The sequence below is a fragment of the Parvimonas sp. C2 genome, from assembly GCF_035282405.1.
Taxonomy (GTDB): domain Bacteria; phylum Bacillota; class Clostridia; order Tissierellales; family Peptoniphilaceae; genus Parvimonas.
Genome location: NZ_JAYKBP010000001.1, coordinates 519,323 through 538,623, shown reverse-complemented (window position 1 = coordinate 538,623; position 19,301 = coordinate 519,323). Strand labels below are relative to the sequence as shown.

The 19,301-nt window shown below is 26.9% G+C and carries 20 protein-coding genes, 1 other RNA gene and 2 pseudogenes; 15 read left to right on the top strand and 8 right to left on the bottom strand.

The window, feature by feature from the left end:
* Positions 1-115: 115 nt before the first annotated feature.
* Positions 116-436 (top strand): hypothetical protein, encoded by a 321-nt coding sequence (locus VJI95_RS02680; RefSeq protein WP_324010147.1) that lies wholly within the window; start codon positions 116-118, stop codon positions 434-436.
* A gap of 11 nt (positions 437-447) precedes the next feature.
* The gene (locus VJI95_RS02675; RefSeq protein WP_324010146.1) at positions 448-630 is read left to right on the top strand and encodes a hypothetical protein; all 183 of its coding nucleotides are present in this window, start codon (positions 448-450) and stop codon (positions 628-630) included.
* A 148-nt stretch (positions 631-778) separates the two neighbouring features.
* Here the strand turns inward: VJI95_RS02675 and VJI95_RS02670 are convergent.
* The 6 genes and pseudogenes from VJI95_RS02670 to VJI95_RS02645 form a co-directional block, all read right to left on the bottom strand.
* A pseudogene (locus VJI95_RS02670) lies at positions 779-952 on the bottom strand (sulfurtransferase TusA family protein); the annotation flags it as partial.
* 52 nt (positions 953-1,004) lie between these two features.
* Positions 1,005-2,057, bottom strand: a pseudogene (locus VJI95_RS02665) (YeeE/YedE family protein).
* A 344-nt stretch (positions 2,058-2,401) separates the two neighbouring features.
* Complete coding sequence (locus tag VJI95_RS02660) at positions 2,402-2,956, bottom strand: hypothetical protein (protein ID WP_324010145.1); 555 nt, start codon at positions 2,954-2,956, stop codon at positions 2,402-2,404.
* A 40-nt stretch (positions 2,957-2,996) separates the two neighbouring features.
* Positions 2,997-3,425, bottom strand: coding sequence for a sunset domain-containing protein (locus VJI95_RS02655; RefSeq protein WP_324010144.1), 429 nt, complete (start codon positions 3,423-3,425; stop codon positions 2,997-2,999).
* Between the two features lie 230 nt (positions 3,426-3,655).
* Positions 3,656-4,003: a transfer-messenger RNA gene (gene ssrA / locus VJI95_RS02650) on the bottom strand.
* A gap of 58 nt (positions 4,004-4,061) precedes the next feature.
* Complete coding sequence (locus VJI95_RS02645) at positions 4,062-4,448, bottom strand: hypothetical protein (RefSeq protein ID WP_324010143.1); 387 nt, start codon at positions 4,446-4,448, stop codon at positions 4,062-4,064.
* 198 nt (positions 4,449-4,646) lie between these two features.
* Here VJI95_RS02645 and VJI95_RS02640 point away from each other — a divergent pair, with 198 nt between their 5' ends.
* From VJI95_RS02640 to VJI95_RS02585, 12 genes are all read left to right on the top strand, one after another.
* Positions 4,647-5,531 (top strand): YicC/YloC family endoribonuclease, encoded by an 885-nt coding sequence (locus VJI95_RS02640; RefSeq protein WP_324010142.1) that lies wholly within the window; start codon positions 4,647-4,649, stop codon positions 5,529-5,531.
* 13 nt (positions 5,532-5,544) lie between these two features.
* On the top strand, positions 5,545-6,117 hold the full coding sequence (gene gmk / locus VJI95_RS02635) for a guanylate kinase (protein ID WP_324010141.1): 573 nt from the start codon (positions 5,545-5,547) through the stop codon (positions 6,115-6,117).
* 12 nt (positions 6,118-6,129) lie between these two features.
* On the top strand, positions 6,130-6,327 hold the full coding sequence (rpoZ, locus tag VJI95_RS02630) for a DNA-directed RNA polymerase subunit omega (protein ID WP_068473103.1): 198 nt from the start codon (positions 6,130-6,132) through the stop codon (positions 6,325-6,327).
* A 1-nt stretch (position 6,328) separates the two neighbouring features.
* Positions 6,329-7,510, top strand: coding sequence for a bifunctional phosphopantothenoylcysteine decarboxylase/phosphopantothenate--cysteine ligase CoaBC (coaBC, locus tag VJI95_RS02625; protein ID WP_324010140.1), 1,182 nt, complete (start codon positions 6,329-6,331; stop codon positions 7,508-7,510).
* The gene (gene priA / locus VJI95_RS02620; RefSeq protein ID WP_324010139.1) at positions 7,504-9,900 is read left to right on the top strand and encodes a primosomal protein N'; all 2,397 of its coding nucleotides are present in this window, start codon (positions 7,504-7,506) and stop codon (positions 9,898-9,900) included. Before coaBC ends, priA begins: the two co-directional genes overlap by 7 nt.
* 9 nt (positions 9,901-9,909) lie before the next feature.
* Entirely contained in the window at positions 9,910-10,404 is a 495-nt protein-coding gene (gene def, locus VJI95_RS02615; protein ID WP_324010138.1) for a peptide deformylase, read from the top strand.
* Complete coding sequence (gene fmt / locus VJI95_RS02610) at positions 10,404-11,327, top strand: methionyl-tRNA formyltransferase (RefSeq protein ID WP_324010137.1); 924 nt, start codon at positions 10,404-10,406, stop codon at positions 11,325-11,327. The genes def and fmt overlap by 1 nt, the downstream gene beginning before the upstream one ends.
* Entirely contained in the window at positions 11,327-12,631 is a 1,305-nt protein-coding gene (rsmB, locus tag VJI95_RS02605) for a 16S rRNA (cytosine(967)-C(5))-methyltransferase RsmB (RefSeq protein WP_324010136.1), read from the top strand. The genes fmt and rsmB overlap by 1 nt, the downstream gene beginning before the upstream one ends.
* 338 nt (positions 12,632-12,969) lie before the next feature.
* A complete protein-coding gene (locus VJI95_RS02600; RefSeq protein WP_324010135.1) occupies positions 12,970-13,734 on the top strand; it encodes a class I SAM-dependent methyltransferase in 765 nt (254 codons plus the stop codon).
* A gap of 501 nt (positions 13,735-14,235) precedes the next feature.
* Positions 14,236-14,673: a GNAT family N-acetyltransferase gene (locus VJI95_RS02595; RefSeq protein WP_324010134.1), complete on the top strand. Its 438-nt coding sequence runs from the start codon at positions 14,236-14,238 to the stop codon at positions 14,671-14,673.
* A 303-nt stretch (positions 14,674-14,976) separates the two neighbouring features.
* Positions 14,977-15,240 carry a DUF2087 domain-containing protein gene (locus tag VJI95_RS02590; RefSeq protein WP_323998869.1) on the top strand — a complete coding sequence of 88 codons (264 nt, stop codon included), beginning with the start codon at positions 14,977-14,979 and terminating at the stop codon, positions 15,238-15,240.
* A 16-nt stretch (positions 15,241-15,256) separates the two neighbouring features.
* Complete coding sequence (locus VJI95_RS02585; protein WP_324010133.1) at positions 15,257-15,736, top strand: GNAT family N-acetyltransferase; 480 nt, start codon at positions 15,257-15,259, stop codon at positions 15,734-15,736.
* Between the two features lie 55 nt (positions 15,737-15,791).
* Here the strand turns inward: VJI95_RS02585 and VJI95_RS02580 are convergent, their stop codons facing one another.
* Positions 15,792-16,709: a TIGR01212 family radical SAM protein gene (locus VJI95_RS02580; RefSeq protein ID WP_324010132.1), complete on the bottom strand. Its 918-nt coding sequence runs from the start codon at positions 16,707-16,709 to the stop codon at positions 15,792-15,794.
* A gap of 1 nt (position 16,710) precedes the next feature.
* Positions 16,711-17,769, bottom strand: coding sequence for a rod shape-determining protein (locus VJI95_RS02575; RefSeq protein WP_324010131.1), 1,059 nt, complete (start codon positions 17,767-17,769; stop codon positions 16,711-16,713).
* A gap of 237 nt (positions 17,770-18,006) precedes the next feature.
* Here VJI95_RS02575 and VJI95_RS02570 point away from each other — a divergent pair, with 237 nt between their 5' ends.
* Positions 18,007-19,299, top strand: a complete 1,293-nt coding sequence (locus VJI95_RS02570; protein WP_324010130.1) for an NAD(P)H-dependent oxidoreductase — start codon at positions 18,007-18,009, stop codon at positions 19,297-19,299.
* Positions 19,300-19,301 lie beyond the last annotated feature (2 nt).

The following is a 19,301-nucleotide window of genomic DNA, read 5'->3' as shown; positions in this document are numbered from 1 at the left end:
AACCCTTTAATTGTACCATATTTTTTTTAAAATAATAGTCTTTTTTTAAAAAAAACTTTATGATATAATAAGACCATAGTACAGATGTACTAAATAAATTTTTGGAGGTTTTGTTATGAAATGTAAAAGAAGGATTGTATTGTTATTGGCTTTTATGATAGGTATTTTACCAGCAGTATCTTCATTGAACGAATCTAGAATTTATGCTCAAGAAGACTGGAGTGGAGCACTTCCTTATTATTTGAAAGTTGAGATAGACAAATTGTATGATGAATTGACTCCTGAACAACAAGAGTTTTTGAGAAAGTCTAGCATACAAAATACAAAAGCAGCATTGTATACTCTTAATGTGTTAGCAGGAATGGTTCATGGGAATCCTACTGCATCAGCAATGATATCAATATTAATAGGAAGATTAATGGCTCTTGTTGATTAAATGAGAAAGATATGATTAAATTAATATTTAAAGAATTTTTTAAAAATTTGCTGTTCTTGACTTTGATATATTTAATAATGTTTAATTATGTAAATAATAAAGTTGAATATGCAGTGATTTTTGTGCTTATTGCACTAACCACTGGTATTGCTAAAGCTAATAAAAAGTATAAAAATGGAAATAAAAAAATGTAGTGAATATCAGTAGTGGTTAAGAAATAAGCTGTTAGTCGTTACAGTTATTGTATGATGGTATTTTTTATAATAAAAAATCCATAAGTATTCTGAAGAGTATTTATGGATTTTTTGAATTATAAAATAATATTTTTATATTATTTATTTTCTATTTCTTTAAAACTATTACCCAACCTTCTCTGTCAAGTTTATCAAAAGATAAAATTTCATGATTATGTTCTTGACAATATAAAGGTAAAGTTCCAACAGCTTCTGGACATGTAAATTCCAATTCAATAATTTGCCCAACCTGAGCATCACCCAAAGCTTTTTTAAGCTCTAGAAGTGGAAGAGGTCAATCAAGTCCATGTGTATTTACTTTTATTACGTTCATTTTAACTCCTTTGTTTACTAACTAAAAATATTCTTGCACTTATCCAAATTCCTATCATTAAAAATACAAATGCAAACCAGCCTTTCATAGATAATTGAGCAGTGAAAACAAATCCGTTTGAAATGATACAACCTTGTCCCCAAATAGCTCCAAGTGCCATCAATGCACTACCTATGATTGTATATATTATTGTTTTTTTATTCGGCATAATGATTGAAAATTCTTTACTAATAAAAGATGTAAAGAAAGAGCCGAGTATAATTCCTAAAACAAACATACTTCCCCAGCCAAGACCTTGGCCATCGACGCCTCATCCTATGCCTGCAGTTTCAATTGGACAAATTTTATCTGCCCAAGTTAAAATTGGAGTTGAAATTCCAAAACTACCAACACGTCCTGTAAGGCTACTAAAATAGAAAGTCAATCCCATTAAAAGTCCTATTAGAATAACAGTAAGTTCTTTTGACCACATTTTTTCACAAAATACATGGCGAATACCTGTATATCTACTAGGCAACTTAAATTTTAATTTATGTGATTTATAATGTCTGAACATTAGGAAGTATAATACTAAAACTATAATTGCACATAATATAATTGGTGAAAAAGGCAACTTTTCTAAAAAGTTATCCGGCAAAGTCAATTTTCCTGATTCAAAATACTTCGAAATTGGCTTTAAAGGTCCTTTTACAGCAATATATGATGTTATTGTGAAGGTTACAAGAGAAATTAATCCTATAATTCTACCATCACCGCTTTTTATTAGAGTGCTTGTTAAACATCCATTGCACATAATCGCACCAAAACCAAATATGAAGCTACCAAATGCAATTGCTATTACTGGGAAATCAACGAAAAAAGTCATAGGAACAAGATTAAAATAACGTAATATATGATAAATCAAAGCATTAGTAAAAATAATTGCTAAGAGTAAAACTAGGTTATAATATCTCTTTTCAAGATAAATATCACGAATAGTTCCTGTTGGACAAAATCTAGATCTCTTTAATAAAAAGCCAAAAAGAAAACCAAAAAGTAATCCTGTATAAATCATATTATCCTCCTTTTTTAAATATTGTCAAGTACAATTTTAACAAATATTTGCTAAAAGGTCAATTAAATTTACTTATGGATTTATTAGCTTATTGTGAGAAAATTAAAGAAAAATTTAATTATATTTTATGACATAATAATTAAAATATATTTTTAAAAAATGTCAAAACTAATAATTCTAAAATTATTAATAATTTTATCTGAATTGAGTTTTTACAGATTAAGTTGAAAAATCTATTTTACAATTTTGATGAAAAATAGAAACAAATCAAACAAAAAAGGAGCGTAGGCTCCAATGTTTGTTTGGGAATTATTCTTTTATAATATAATATGATTTTAACTAAACTATTTCATTATATCTTTAATTACTTTTCCAGCTTTTACTTCAACTATAGTTTTGGTTTTATCTGTTGGTTGTAAAATTTTTACTGTTATATTATCGCTAGTATTTTTCGATATTTTCAAAGCAGTTCCTGTAATTTCTTTTTCCCATAAATCACGAACATTTTTGTTAGCTCTACCGTTATTTTTAGAATCAATCATTCCTGATACATCTGAAGCAGCTTGTTCAACTAATTCAATATTAACTGTATTATTATTTTCATCAAATGTAGCCTTAGCGAAATGTTTATTAGAATTATTGAATTCTTGTAAATACTTATTAATCTTTGCAATAGATTCACTTGTAAGAGTTTCATTTTCTGTATTTTTTACTTTTTCTTTTAATTCTTTATTTTCCTTTTCCAGAGAATTAATTTTTTCTTGTAACTCACTATTTTTCTTTTCCAAAGAATCTTTTTGCTCTTGCAACTGTTTAACAACTTTATTTTCTTCATTATTTTTATTAGAACAACTAACTAACATAATACTTATTAATAGCATAATAACAATTTTTTTCATAATAAAATCTCCTTAAATATATTTTTTAAGTATTTTAATTTTATTTTTTTGCTTTTCTATATCCTGCATTAATAGCTTCTTGTTCGCTATGAAATATAACTAAATTTTTGCTTGAAATTCTGTTATAATGTGCTTGACCTGGCATATGGTAAATTTTAGATTTTCTATTGGCATGAATTTCTATTGATTCATTATTATAATTTGACGAACTGTTTTTCTCATTAGCTTTTCTTTCTTGTTCATAAGCTTCTTCATCTTTTTTCTTTTGTTCTTCCTGTTTTTGCCTTTCTTCTTCCTTGAGTTTCTCTTCCTCTAGCTTTTTATTTTCTTCTTCTTTTAACTTTTGCTCTTTTTCTAGTTTGGCTTGTTGCTCCATTTTTTGTTGGTCGCTTTTTTCTTTAGAAGAACAACTTACAAAAATTAAAGAAGCCAGCAATAGTGCCAAAAAGCGAGTTTTACTTTTCTTCATTTTATTTCCTCCTAAAAATAAATATTTATAATAAATGCTTTAAATATAAATAGTAAAATTTATATATAATAGTATTACTTTACATATAAAATTACATTGTTTAAAATAATTATACATTTAGAATTTATAAATGTCAATAAAAATCGATTGATGAATAGGGGGGATTCTACATAAAACTAAAAAACTCTTGTATATAAGTCATTTTATAAACTTATTATACAAGAGTTTTTTGGTGGAGATGGTGGGTGTCGAACCCACGTCCGAAAAAGCATTCATATCACTTTCTCCGAATACAGTCAATTTTAAATTTTCCAATAACCTATAAACTAACAAAATCAGTTAAAAGTATCTTATAAATACAATTACAAATCTAAGAACTTTTGTAAAGGTTGCCCACGAATTTAATGATAGAGTTTAGACTTTTGTGGGAAAAGAATAGACTCCAAATAGCTGACTAGGCAGCTAATGCAAAATTATTATTTTCTGCGTTTATATTTAATTTACCACTTTTTATGTTGATTGGATACAACAATTCGCTTATGATACTGCAACTTCCCCGTCGAAGCCAGTTCATCCCCATATTACTAAATAGTATACCCATATTTTTATATCATGTCAAATTCAAAAAAGGAAAAATCAATTAGACTTTTTTAAAATTCTTGAAATTGATATAAAAATTGTAATTATTGAAAAAATAGCAAGGAAAAATAAAATCATAGTTATTCCATCGTCAAATAATCTTCTATAAAATCTATAAAAGTTATAAATTCTTAATATAAAAAATAAAATTATACCAACATTTATAGTTAAAAGATATTTTGTATTTTTTGTTACCAATAATAAAACAAATATAAATATAAAAATTAGAGAAATACTTAATGGAATATTTTTAAATATTGTTAAACTATGCATATATGGTTCATCAGAAGGATAAGATCCAGCTGATAGTTCTAAAATCAAAAGGTATAATAAAAATATTAAAAAACTAAATATTGAGTAAATTTTTTCTTTTATTAATTTCATAGTATCCTCCTTTTTATATGAACATTAGCAATTTATAACTTTATTATAAGATTATAAAGCTTTTTTGTAAAGTATTTTTTTAAAAAAATAGTCTAAAAGAAAAATTATTAAATTTTCGTAATAAAGTATTGTAAAATATTTTTACTCGATTTATAATTTATTAATATAAAAATAATATAAATTTTTAAGGAGAAAAAGATGTTAAAATCAATGACCGGTTATGGTAGAAGTGAGTTCGTTGATGAAAATTATGATTTATCTTTTGAGATGAAAGCTGTAAATCATAAATTTTTAGATATTCAAGTTAAATTACCATATTTTTTAAATTTTTGTGAAGAAGATATAAAAAAAGTTGTGAGAAAAAAATTATCAAGAGGACGGGTTGATATTTTTATAAGAGGAAAACAAAAGTTTTCTGAAAGTAATTCTGCTTTAGATGTTAATTATGATTTAGCTTCTGCTTATTTTGAGGCTTATAAAAGCATTTCTAAAAATCTTGGAATTGAAAGTTCTGTAAGTATAGGGCATATTGTTAGAAATGAGAATGTAGTTGATGTTAAAACTTCTGAAATAGACGAAGATTATTTGAAAAAGAATGTTTTGGAGTCCATTGAAAAGGCGGTTGATGAACTTGTTTCAATGAGAATTGTTGAGGGAGAAAATCTGAATAAGGATTTATTGGATAATCTTTTAGCTTTTGAAAATAATTTAGAAAATATCAAAGAAAGAAAAGAAGATGTTTTAAATAATCAAATTGAAAAATTGAAATTAAAACTTAATGAATTTTCAGAAGAATTGTCTGAAAGTGAAGTTAATAGATTAAATCTTGAAGTGATTTTTTATACTGATAAACTTGATATAAGCGAAGAAATTACAAGACTTCATTCACATATTCAAAATTTTAAGAAGTTTTTAAATCTAGAAAATCAAGTTGGTAAGAAAATTGAATTCTTATTACAAGAGATGAATAGAGAAATCAATACAATAGCAAGTAAATCAAATAATTATGCGATTTCAACTTATGTTATTGAAATGAAGGTTATTATAGAGAAACTTAGAGAACAAATTCAAAATGTTGAATAGTTTTGGAGGTAATATGAAAAAGGGATTTTTGATGGTTGTTTCAGGTCCGTCAGGAGTTGGTAAAGGTACTATTTGTGATATTTTATTAAGAGATAATAAAGATATTAAGTATTCAATTTCTGCAACGAGTAGAAATAAAAGACCTAATGAAGAACATGGGAAAAATTATTTTTTCATTTCAAATGATGAGTTTGAAAAGATGATAGTAGATGAAAAACTTTTAGAGTATGCAAGAGTTCATGGAAATTATTATGGAACTCCTAAGGATTTTGTTTTAAATTCTATTGATAATGGAGATGTAGTAATTTTAGAGATTGATGTTCAAGGAGCACTACAAGTTAAGAAAAATTATCCTGATGCAGTTTTAGTTTTTGTTTTGCCACCAGATTTTGAAGAATTAAAGAGAAGACTTGTAGAACGTGGAACGGAAGATGAAGAAACTATAAATGTAAGAATGAATAATGCAAAAAAAGAAGTTGAATTTTTAAATGAATATAATTATTCCATAGTGAATGATTTTATAGATGAAAGTGTAGATAAAATGAAGGCGATTATTGAAGCCGAAAGATTAAAGATTAAGAAATAGGAGGAATGAAAGATGATAAATCCATCATTTAAAGAATTAGAAAAAATTGATAAGAGTAGATATGCTCTAGTTGTAATGACAAGTAAAAGAGCTAGAAGAATTGTAAACGGATCTAAAAATTTAATGGAAACAGATGCACAAAAACCAATTACTCAAGCACTTCAAGAAATAGTAGCTGAAAAGGTAACTAAAAAAGAAAAGGAAGATTAATATGAAAAAAAATATTTTAGTTGGAGTAACTTCGGGGATTGCAATTTACAAGTCTTTAGACTTGGTTAGTATGTTGGTTAAGGCAGGATATGAAGTTAATGTTGTTATGACTGAAAACGCAACTAAACTTATAAATCCTTTGATTTTTGAAACAATAAGTCAAAATAAGGTTTATAGTGATGTTTTTGAAAGAGATATGGATAGTGAAGTTAAGCATATAAAACTTGCAAAAAATGCAGATTGTATTATTATTGCGCCACTTACTGCAAATACTATGGCTAAAATTGCTTATGGAATTGCTGATAATTTAATTACAAATATTGTACTTGCACATACTAAAAAGATGATTTTAGTTCCAGCTATGAATGTTAATATGTATGAAAATCCAGTAACTCAAAAAAATATTGAAACTTTAAAAGAAAGACATATAGTTGTAAGTCCAGATTATGGTCGTCTTGCTTGTGGTGATTATGGAAAAGGAAAATTTCCTACAACAGAAAGAATTTTCGAGGAAATTGAGAGCTATTTTGTGAAAAAAGATTTGCTTGGAAAAAAGGTATTAATAGGAAATGGTGCAACAATTGAAGACATTGATCCGGTTAGATACATTTCAAATTATAGTAGTGGAAAAATGGGAAATGAATTGGCACTATGTGCTAAAAGACGTGGAGCTGATGTAAAAGTAGTGTGCGGAAAAGTTAATAGTGATTACAGAAAATTTGGAATTGAATATATTGATGTAAAAACTAATGAAGATATGTATAACTCAATAAAAGAAAATTTTGACGAAGCAGATATTTTAATTATGCCCGCTGCACCTGTTGATTTTAAGGTTAAAAACAAAAAAGATTTTAAAATCAAAAAGACAGAAAATTTTGAAAATATTGAGCTTGAAAATAATATTGATATTTTAAAAAGTATTTCAGAATATAAAAAATCCCAATTTGTTGTAGGCTTTGCAGCTGAAACAAATTCAGTTAAAGATTATGCAATTTCAAAGATGAGTAATAAAAATTTGGATATGATAGTTGCAAATGATGTTTCACTAAAAGATAGTGGCTTTGGCTCTGATTTTAATAAGGTTACTATCATTACGAAAGAAAGTGAGATTGAAACAGAAGTTTTAACTAAGAGAGAAATTGCAGATAAAATTTTAGATGCTATTTTGGAGAAAATATGTTAGCAGAAGTTGTTGTTAAGTCTTTTTTACTATCAAGAGCTAAAAATATTTTTACTTATAAAATTCCTAAAAATATTGAAGAAGAAATTTCAGTAGGTAAGAGAGTAATTGTTCCTTTTGGTAAAGGTAATAAGGGAACAGTTGGACTTGTTATAAATATTTTAGATGAAAAAGATGTTGAAACAGATATAAAGTTCAAAGAAATTAACATGGTTATAGATGAAAAGGAAATTGTAAGTAAAACACAGATTAAACTTGCAAAGTTTATGAGTGAAAAATACATTACAAATCTTTCCTATTGTCTAAATTGTGTTTTGCCACCCGGAGACTGGAGTAAAATTGAAGAATTTTTTGTTTTAAATAAAGAAAAATCGAACGAGCTTTCTATTGTTGAGGTTGAATTTTTATCAAAGAGAAGAAACATTTTAGAAATTCGAGAATTTTATAATGATGATAAAAAGGTAAATTATCTAATTGAAAATGAAATTTTAGTAAAAAAATACAAATATAACAACTCGGAAAATAAATTTTTAGAAAAATTTGTTAAACTTAACGAAGACTTTGATTTTTCAAAAATTCGTAAAAATGCAGTAAAACAATTAGAGCTTTTGAATTTTTTAAAAGGAAAAGATTTTGTAAGCGTTAAAAATTTAAGAGAAAACAACTTTACAAAAGCTGTAGTAGATTCTTTGATTTCAATGGAGGCACTTGTTTTAACTGAAAATAAAATTTATAAAAATTCTATTGAAGAAAAAAGTAGCTATAAAAAATTAAAGTTAAATAAAGAACAAAAAGATGTTTTAGATAATATTTTAAATTCCGAAAACAATAAATTTTTAATTCATGGAATAACTGGAAGTGGAAAGACTGAAATATATTTGCAACTCGTTGAAAATATGTTAGAACAGGGAAAAAGCAGTATAATTTTAGTTCCTGAAATTAGTCTTACACCACAGACCATAGAAAGATTTTCAGGACGTTTTGGAAATGATATTGCAATTATTCATTCCAGACTTACAATGATTGAAAAATTAAATCAATGGAAACAAATTCAAGATAAGGATATAAAGATTGTTGTAGGAGCAAGATCTGCAATTTTTTCTCCTATAAAAAACTTGGGACTTGTAATAATTGATGAAGAGCATGAATCAAGTTATATAAGTGATCAAAATCCAAAATATTATACTCACGAAGTGGCAGAATATTTAGTCGAATTGTCCGGAGCAAAACTTGTTTTAGGTTCTGCAACTCCATCTGTAAATATCTATGCAAGAACAAATAGTGATGATATAAAACTTTTAGAATTAAAAAACAGAGCTACAAAAAATTCTTTACCTGAAGTTGAAATTGTAGATATGCGTGAAGAATTGTTGCTTGGAAATAAGAGTATTTTAAGTAATAGTTTGTATGAAGAAATTCAAAAAACTTTGAATAGAAAAGAACAGGTAATTTTATTTTTAAATAAACGTGGAAGAAGCTCTTTTGTTTTTTGTAGAAGTTGCGGTTATGTTCAAAAATGCGATTATTGTGATATTTCTATGACTTATCATAAAGATAATAGAAAAGATATTTGCATCTGTCATATGTGTGGAAGAACTAAACAAAAGCCTAAAATATGTCCAAATTGTTTTAAACAATCCATAAAAGAATTTGGTTTTGGAACAGAAGCATTGGAAGAATATATCAAAAATGCTTTTAAAGATGCTAAAGTTTGTAGAATTGATGCGGATACTTCAAAGGAAAAAGGAGTCTATGAAGAAGTTTATCGAAAGATGAAGAATAAAGAAATTGACATTTTAATCGGTACTCAGATGATTTCAAAAGGACTCGACTTTCCGAATGTAACTTTGGTAGGAGTTGTACTTGCCGATATAAGTTTGAATATTCCATCTTTCAGATCTGCTGAAAAAACTTTTCAACTTTTGACACAGGTTGCAGGTCGTTCAGGTCGTGGAGATAAAGAAGGAAAAGTAATAATTCAAACATATAAACCAAGTCATTACAGCATTGTTAATTCTTCAGACCATAATTATGAAGAGTTTTTCAAAGAGGAAATTAATTTTAGAAGAAGTTTTCTCTATCCGCCAAAGGCTCATATAGTGAATTTTCAATTTAAGAGTAAAAGTGTTGAAAATTGTATGGAAGAATTGAAAAAAATAAGAGATTTAATTTTTGATAAATTTAAAAAAGAAATAAATTTAAAAAATATAATTATTCTAGGGCCTAATCCAGATGCTATAAAATGGGTAAATATGGTGTATAGATATAATTTGACTATAAAAGTTCTAGAAGACTATGAGGTCTTTAGACAATTTTTAACAGAATTAATTTTCAATAAAAAGTATTCATTTAATACTGAAAAAAATGGGAAATTAATTTTGACGATAGATTAAGGAGGTAAAATGGCATTAAGAAATATTAGAATTGACGACGATCCTGTTCTTAGAAAAAAGGCAAGGAAAGTTGAAGTTATTGACGATAAAATAAAAAATCTGCTTGAAGATATGGCAGAAACAATGTATAATTCAGACGGAGTTGGACTTGCATGTCCTCAAATTGGAATTTTAAAAAGACTTGTAACAATTGATGTTGGAGATGAACATGGATTAATTAAAATGATAAATCCTGAAATTTTAGAAAGTTCCGGAGAACAAGTTGGACCTGAAGGCTGTCTTTCAATTCCTGATGTTAGAGGTTTTGTAAAAAGACCTGAAAAAGTAAAATTCAAATATACGGATGTAGATGAAAATGAACAAATTATAGATGCAACAGGACTTTTAGCCGTTTGCATTTGTCACGAAATAGATCACTTAAATGGAATTTTATTTACAGATTTAGCTTTAGAAGGAGAAGAAGCTGAAATGTATGAAAAATTGTATTATGGTGAGGCAGAATAATGAAAAAAATAATTTTTATGGGAACTCCGGATTTCGCAGTCCCACCTTTAGAAACTTTGAATGAAAATTTTGAAGTTTCTTTAGTTGTTTCTCAAAAAGATAAACTTAGAAATAGAAAAAAATTATTACCAACTCCCGTAAAGCAAAGAGCATTGGAGCTTGGACTTGAAGTTGTAACTCCTGATAGTGTAAAGAGTGATGTATTTTTTGAATTCGTAAAAGAAATAAACCCTGATTTTATTGTTGTAGTTGCATTTGGACAGATAATTGACAAAAGGTTAATCGACTTTATGAAAGGTAGAATTTTAAATATTCATGCTTCAATTTTACCGGAACTTAGAGGTTCTGCGCCAATAAATTGGGCTATTGTAAATGGACTAGAAAAAACGGGTGTAAGCATTATGTCAATAGATGTTGGGCTTGATACGGGAGATGTTTTGGATATTGAAGAAACAGAAATTTTAGAGTCGGATAATGCTGAAACTCTTTATGAAAGACTTTCAAAAATGGGTTCAAAATTGATTGTTAAAACTATCAATGACTTTGAAAATAAATATGAAAATAGAGTTAAACAGGGAGATATTTTTTCCTATGCTCCAATGATTAAAAAGGAAATGGGAAAACTTAATTTTAATGATACTTCAAGAAATATTTTCAACAAAGTAAGAGGTTTTTATAATTGGCCAAGTACGTTTTGTGAATATATGGGAGAAAACATAAAAATTCATAGAGCTGAAATTTCAAAAGAAAACCCGAATGAAATTGTAGGAACAATTTTTAAAGTTTCAGATGATGGAATTTTTGTTAAAACTATAGACGGAAGTATAAAACTTTTAGAAATTCAATTTTCAGGTAAAAAAAGAGTTTTGGTTAAAGACTATCTTTGTGGTAATTCTATAAAAGTTGGAGAAATTTTAAAATAATGAGAAAACTTGCAGTTGAAATTCTTTGTGAAATCAAAGATGAAAATTCAAATTCAACAAATTTATTAAATAAAAAAACAAAAAATATTTCTGATTTAGATAGCAAATTTTTAAGAGAAATTGTATATGGCACTTTGGAAAACAGAATTTATCTTGATTATATAATCAAAAAGCTCTGTAAATTAAGAATTAAAAAGTTCAATCCGTATATTTTAAATATTCTAAGAATTTCTATCTATCAGATTATTTTTATGGATAAAATTCCTGAATTTGCAATAATAAATGAGGCTGTTAATCTTACAAAAGTTTTTAAACTTAAAAAATTTTCCTCTTTTGTTAATGGATCTTTAAGAAATTTTTTGAGAAATAAAGAAGACTTTATGAAGATTGAAGCTGACGATGTAGAGGAAGCTATCTCTATAAAATACTCTGCAAATATGGATATTGTAAAAAATTTACTTGCAGATTATGGCAGGGAAGAAACTATAAAAATTCTTGAAAATTCAATGTTCAAACCTCATTTTGCAATAAGAATTTCATCTTTTGAAAGAATGGAAGAAAAAGTTGTTAAGGATTTGGAAAAAGACGGATATAAGCTTAAAAAATCTGAAATTTCAAAACTTACTTATTTTGTAGAAAATCCTACTAATATATTGGAGACTGAAAGTTTTAAAATAGGAGATTTTACGGTTCAAGATGTTGGAAGTATTTTAACGGGAGAAGTTTTAGCTCCAAAAGAAAATTCAAAAGTTTTAGATATTTGTTCCGCACCGGGTGGAAAAACTTGTCATATAGCTTTTCAGATGAAAAATAGTGGAGAAATCTTTGCGAACGATATTGTAAAAAGTAAATTAAAAAAGATAGAAGAAAATTGTAAAAGACTTAATATAAAAAATGTAAAATTACTAAATTTTGACGCTTCAATTTACAAAGAGGAATATAAAGAACAATTTAACTATATACTCTGTGATGTAATTTGTTCAGGAATTGGAGTTATGGATAGAAAACCTGAAATAAAATTATTCAGAAGTCAAGAAACTATTGATGAAATAATTGAATTACAGAGAAAAATTTTTGATAATGCAGTAGAATATCTAAAAGATAAAGGAGGGATAGTTTACAGCACTTGCTCTGTTTTGAAATGTGAAAATGAAGAAAATGTCAAATATTTTTTAGAAAAACATAAAAATTTAAAAATAAAAGAAGTTGAATTTTTTGGTAAATCAGAAAAATTTATAAAATTATTACCTGAAAAACATAAACATAATGGATTTTTTATAATAAAATTTATTAAAGAGAATTAAGGGATTGAGGATTAGTCTTCAATCTTTTTTTATAAGAAAATTGTCTTAATCAAAAATTAGTAAAGCGGAAGGAAATGGCTCAAGATGATAAACTATTTAAGGATAAAATAAGTTAAAAAAGAAAAAAACTTAAAAATCTTGTACTATTTTATAGTGGATTAAAAAAATACAGTTAGAAAAATGAATATTTAGCTTGAGTAAAAGACAAAATGTGGAAAAAGTGATATAATGAGATGGACGAGAAATTGACAAATTGGAATTTGTAAAGGCGAGAAAAATGTAATGGCAACATATTCAACTTAAATCGAAATAATATAAAATTACGAGGAGATTATAAGATGAACAATTATATAAAATTAAATGAAGATAGATGGAATAATGTAAAAAATGACTATACTGAGCCATTGACACATGAAGAATTAGAAGAAGTTAGAAAAAATCCAATTTCTGTTGCATTAACTGTTGGGAAAAAAGTTCCAAAAGAATGGTTTGAAAAAGCAAACGGAAAAAAGCTATTAGGTTTAGCTTGTGGTGGTGGACAGCAAGGACCAGTTTTTGCTATAAAAGGTTATGATGTAACTATAATGGATTTTTCTAAATCACAATTACAAAGAGATGATATGGTTGCTAAAAGAGAAGGCTTAAAAATCAACACAGTTCAAGGCGATATGACAAAACCATTTCCGTTTGAAAATGAAACTTTTGATATTATTTTTAATCCGGTTTCAAATGTATATGTAGAAGATTTAGAAAACATATATAAAGAGGCCTCTCGAGTATTGAAAAAGGGTGGATTGTTAATGGTCGGATTTATGAATCCTTGGATATACATGTATGATGCTGACATTGTATGGGACAAACCCGATGAGGAATTATTTTTAAAGTTTTCAATACCTTTTAATTCAAAAGAGCTTGAAGAGGAAGGCAAGATAACCATAAATCCAGAATATGGATATGAATTTAGCCATACCTTAGAAACTCAGATTAGAGGACAACTTAAAAATGGTCTCGCTATGATAGATTTTTATGAGTCTTGTGACAAAAGAAATAGATTATCACGTTATGGAAATGACTATATAGCTACACTTTGCATTAAACTATAATATTATAGAACATACTTCAGGAGAATAGCCCGTTTTATTTTTCGTAAGGGTTAAAATCTAAATTTCAGTTTGTCGAAATAAAACTATTAAATAATAATTACAAAAGTTCTTTTAGTAAAAGAGAAGAAGTGGAAATTTTGGGTAAATCAGAGAAATTTGTAAAATTATTACCAGAAAAGCAAAAATATAATGGATTTTTTATAATAAAATTTATTAAAGAGAATTAAGGGATTGAGGACTAGTCTTCAATCTTTTTTTATAAGAAAATTATCTTAATCAAAAATTAGTAAAGGTAAGGAAATGATTCAAGATGATGAACTATTTAAGGATAAAATAAGTTAAAAGAGAAAAAAGCCTTAAAAATCTTGTACTATTTTATGTTGGATTAAAAAACATAGTTATAAAAATAAATATTTAGGTTGAATAAATGACAAAAAATGAGAAATGTGATATAATCGAAAGAACGAGAAATTGACAAATTTGAATTTGTGGAGTAATGAAATGATTAGAAACATAAAAAAAGAAGATGCTAAATCTATACGAGAAATATGTGATGTTTCTTTAGGATATATTGTTTCTACTAAGTTAGTGGAGAAGCAAATTGCCAAACTATCGAATGATAAAAATCATCATTTGATTTATGTTTATGAGGATGAGGATTCACATAAAGTAGTTGGCTTTATACATGCTGAAATATATGAGAGTCTTTATTCGGATTGCGGATTAAATATTCTAGGATTAGCTGTTTTACCAGAGTTTCAAGGGAGATGTATTGGCAAAAAATTGATCAATCATTTAGAAATGGACTCTCAACAAAAATTAATTAAGTTTATTAGGTTAAATTCAGGAGAATCAAGAACAGGGGCACATAAATTCTATGAAAAAATTGGATATGTATGTGATAAGACTCAAAAGAGATTTATTAAAATTTTTGAATGAGTAAATCCCAGTTTGTCGCACTTTAACAATTAAATAATATCTTCAATAGAAAAGAAAATATCGGATACTTCAATAAAAATGAAACTGAAACAATATAATAAGCTGACAGAATAATGCTTATGGAGTTGTGGAGAAAACTGAATGAAAAAAAGATAATTTTGATTAAAAGTCCTTAAAAAGTATCAATAGGAGTGATAAATTGTAAATTTTCCTGTTTTTGTTTTTATATTTGGAACAGTTAGTTGCCAATATTTCTAAAATGTAAGATTTATAGTAATTAATAAATTGTTTTGGAGAAAATTTATGGAATTTAATAAAGATAAATGGATAAAAGACGGTAAGATTTTAAATATGCCAAAAAAACAGCAAGATAAATATGAACTTTTTGTTTATTTAGCTTCTATTTGTTTTGATGAGAGAAAATATAAAGAAAAAGAAATTAATGAAATTTTAAAGAAATATTATGTAGATTATTGTTATTTGAGAAGATCTATGGTTGATTTTAAACTTTTAAAAAGGACTGATGATGGAAGTGAGTATTTCTTTGATAAGTCGGTATTAGATTGAATTTAGTAGGAGAGATATGATATATATAAAAGAAATTTCGGCTAAGGATATTAATTTGTTTTGGGAGAAACATATTAAGTATTTAATTGAAGATGAAATTATTACAGATAAGGAAGATATAGAATACTTTTTAAGTAGCGAGTACAGAGATTTTTTAGAAAATCGTATGATTGTTGATAAGGATAGACATTATATTGCTTATTTTTTCGAAAATGATGTAGAAATTGGTGCTGTTCAATTTACGATTTATACTAATGAAGATGGAAAATATTTTAGAGAATGTTTTATAATGGATTTTTGGATATATCCTGAATTTAGAAATAAATTAAAAGGTTTGGAATGTTTTAAGAAGTTAGAAAAATATACAAAACCACTTGGAGCAACACATTATGTTTTAAATTCAATGAAAGAAAATTCAATTAGATTTTGGAAAAAAATAGGATTTGTAGAAAATGGAATTGATGAATGGGGTATGAAATTGTTTAGACTGTATTAGATTTTCAAAGTTTTTATAGATAATTAATTTAATAGAGAAATGTTAAAGGAGCTTTTTATAAAGCTCCTTTGTCCTTTTTGTAGTTTATTCCTTGATATGAATTTTTTTGTTTTAGAATTTTACTAATTTCTCCAATTGTTTTAATTTTATCTTTTGACCAAAGGGGAGCAACAAGTTTTTCTTTGTCACCATCTCCTGTGAGTCTATGAATAATTATGTCCTTGTCTAAATTTTCAATTGCCATAATTAAAGCATTTATATATGCATCCAAAGTTATGACTTTGAAATTATTTTTTAAATATTCTTCATATAGTTCACAATCGTTCTGAATATAAAGACTGTGAATTTTAATTCCCCAAGGTTTTTGAGTATTTACATAATCAATAGTATTTTTATAATCTTTTTTTGTTTCATTTGGAAGGCCAAAAATTATATGAAAGATAGTTTTTATATTTAATTCTTTTAATTTTTTTACACAATTTTCAAAAGTTTCTGTACTATAACTGATATTCATATTATTTCTTGTATTTTCATTTGAGCTTTGTAATCCAAGTTCAATCCATACTTCAATTTTTTTATTCAGTTCTGCAAGCAAATTATAAATTTTTTCATTGAAACAGTCTGCTCTTGTAGCAATAGATAGCACTTTTACATTTGGGAAATTTATTGCCTCATAGTACATTTTCTTAAGTTCTTCTATAGGCAAAAATGTATTTGTATAGCTTTGGAAGTAGGCTATATAACCATTGTTTTTATCTTTTTCTTTTAAAAAATCTATTTGAGCATTTAATTGTTCGGTAATTGACTTTCTTTTAGTTGTAAATTCTCCACTTCCACTTTCGGAGCAAAATTTACAACCACTTTTTCCGTTTTGTCTATTTGGACAAGAAAACCCTCCATCAATGGAGAGTTTTAAAAGTTTTGAACCGAATTTTTCCTTTAGATAAGAACTTAAATCATTATATCTTTGCATATTATCTCTTTCTTAATTGTTCTTTTTGTTCTAAAACATGGCGCTTTAATTCGTCTAAATATTCTATTTCATCATTTGAAAAATCAACATTTTTCAAAAATTTTCCTGCTCCTTTTATTACCATTAATTCAGGATTTTCTGGATTTAAAACCTCTAAATGTGTTCTATCTGTTATTAATTCAACAAGTCCAGGAATTAATGATGAACCTCCAGTTAGAATTAATCCCTTTTCAGAAATATCAGCGATTAATTCAGGTGGAGTTTTTTCCAAAGTTTCAGTTATTGCATTTAAAATTTTATTTAAAGTCATTCCAATTGCATGAGAAATATCTGAATCATTTACAAAAATATGCATTGGAAGACCATTCATAACATTTCTTCCTTTAATTTCATACATTGAGCCTTCATTTGTTGGATATGCTCTTGCAACTGATAATTTAATAATTTCTGCTGTATTTTCTCCAATCAACATATTATATCTCGTACGAATGAAATCTGCAATTGCTTGATCAATTGTATTTCCACCGACACTCATACTTTTGGCAATAATTATTTCTCCATTTGAAATTACAGAAATATCTGTCTTTCCAGCTCCAATATCTACAACCATAGTACCTGATGGATCGTTTACATTTACACCACAACCAATGGCAGCAGTTATTGTTTGTTCTAAGAGAACAACATTGTTTGCACCAGCAAGTTTTACTGCTTGAGTTATAGCTCTTTTTTGTACTTGTGTCAATTCACTCGCAATACAAACTAAAACATTCGGTCTGAAAAAATTATTTCCAACAGATTTTTTTATAGCTCTTTTTATAATAGCTTCTGTTGCATTAAAATCTACAATATTTCCTCCAACAACAGGTCTTTTTGCAACTACATTTCCCGGAATACGTCCTAATAATTTTTTTGCGGTTTCTCCATAATTTAAAATTTTATTTTTATATGTATCCATAGTAACGACTGATGGTTCATTAACTACGATACCTTTATTTTCTACGAAAGTTACTACCTTTGATGTTCCAAAATCAATGGCAAGAGTTTTTCTAAAATACTTCATAAAAATCCCCTATCTATTTTACTCTAAAAATTATTCAAAATTTAAAGTCTTGAATAATTTTATTTATAAATTTAATTTAAATATAATTTTTTATTTTAAATGAAATTTTACTACTATAATTTTACACTAAAATTTACATATAGTAAAGAGTAATTTTTATATAAAAAAATTTGATAAAATTTATATGTTGTAGTAAAATAAGAATAATATAATTAATAATAAATTTTGGAGGACTTTATGTTTAGAATGAAAAACAAGCTTAATAATTTATATAATGCAAATAGAGAAGTTAAGTTTGCTCTTATTGGAGCCGGGAAAATGGGAAAGGGACTTGTTAATCAACTTTCCAGAATTAAAGGTCTTACAAGTTCTGTTGTAATAGATGAAAAACCTGAAAAAGCTATGGAAGCTCTTATTTCATCCGGTGTTAGAAAGTCAGATATTACTACAAGTGATAATATAAGGATAATTGAAAATTCTATAAAGAATGGAATGTATGTCGTTTCTGATGATTATACCATTGCTTGCAAATTACAAGATATTAAAGGAGTTGTTGATGCAACAGGAAATCCTCCTTTTGGAGCAATCTTAGCAATGGAGGCAATTGAAAATAGAAAACATACAATTATGTTAAATGTTGAATGTGATGCAGTTATTGGGCCATATTTATTTAATTTAGCTAAAAAGAAAAATGTAATCTATACTGGCTCTGCAGGAGATGAACCTGGAGCAATAATGGAACTTGCTGATTTTGCTTTAGGTGCAGGTTTTAAACTTCTTGCTGTTGGAAAAGGGAAAAATAATCCACTTAATCATTATATAACAGAGGATGATGTTAGAGAGGAAGCAATTTCAAAAGGACTCTATCCAAAAATGCTTGCAGGTTTTATTGATGGAACTAATACCATGATTGAACTTACAAGTACTGCAAATGCCTTGGGATTTATCCCTGATGTCATTGGCTGTCATGGTCCAGATGCTACACCTGCTGATTTAGCGAAAATTTTCTCTCTTAAAGAACAAGGGGGAATTTTAAATAATTATAAGACTGTAGATTTTGCTTTTGGAGTTGCACCAGGAGTTTATGCTATCGTAACAAGTGATAGTGATGAGGTTCACGATTTAATGAAATATTTAAAAATGGGGGATGGGCCGAATTATGCAATTTACAGACCTTATCATTTAACAAGTTTGGAAACACCAATCACAATATATAATGCAATTGTTGAAAAAGAATCAACTATTGTTCCAGCTTGTGGACAAGTTTCAGATACAATTACAGTTGCAAAAAGAGATTTGAAAGCAGGAGAAATCTTAGAGGGAATTGGCGGCAAATCTGTATTTGGAAAGATAACAAGCCATGCATATCAAAAAAGAAAAAATCTTTTACCAATTGCTATGATTACTAAAAAAACCAAGTTAAAAGTTGATGTTAAAAAAGATGAACTTATCACTCTTGATATGGTTGAATTGGATGAAGACCATATTATAACTAAACTTAGAAGAAAGCAAGATAAATTAGGTCTTTAGGA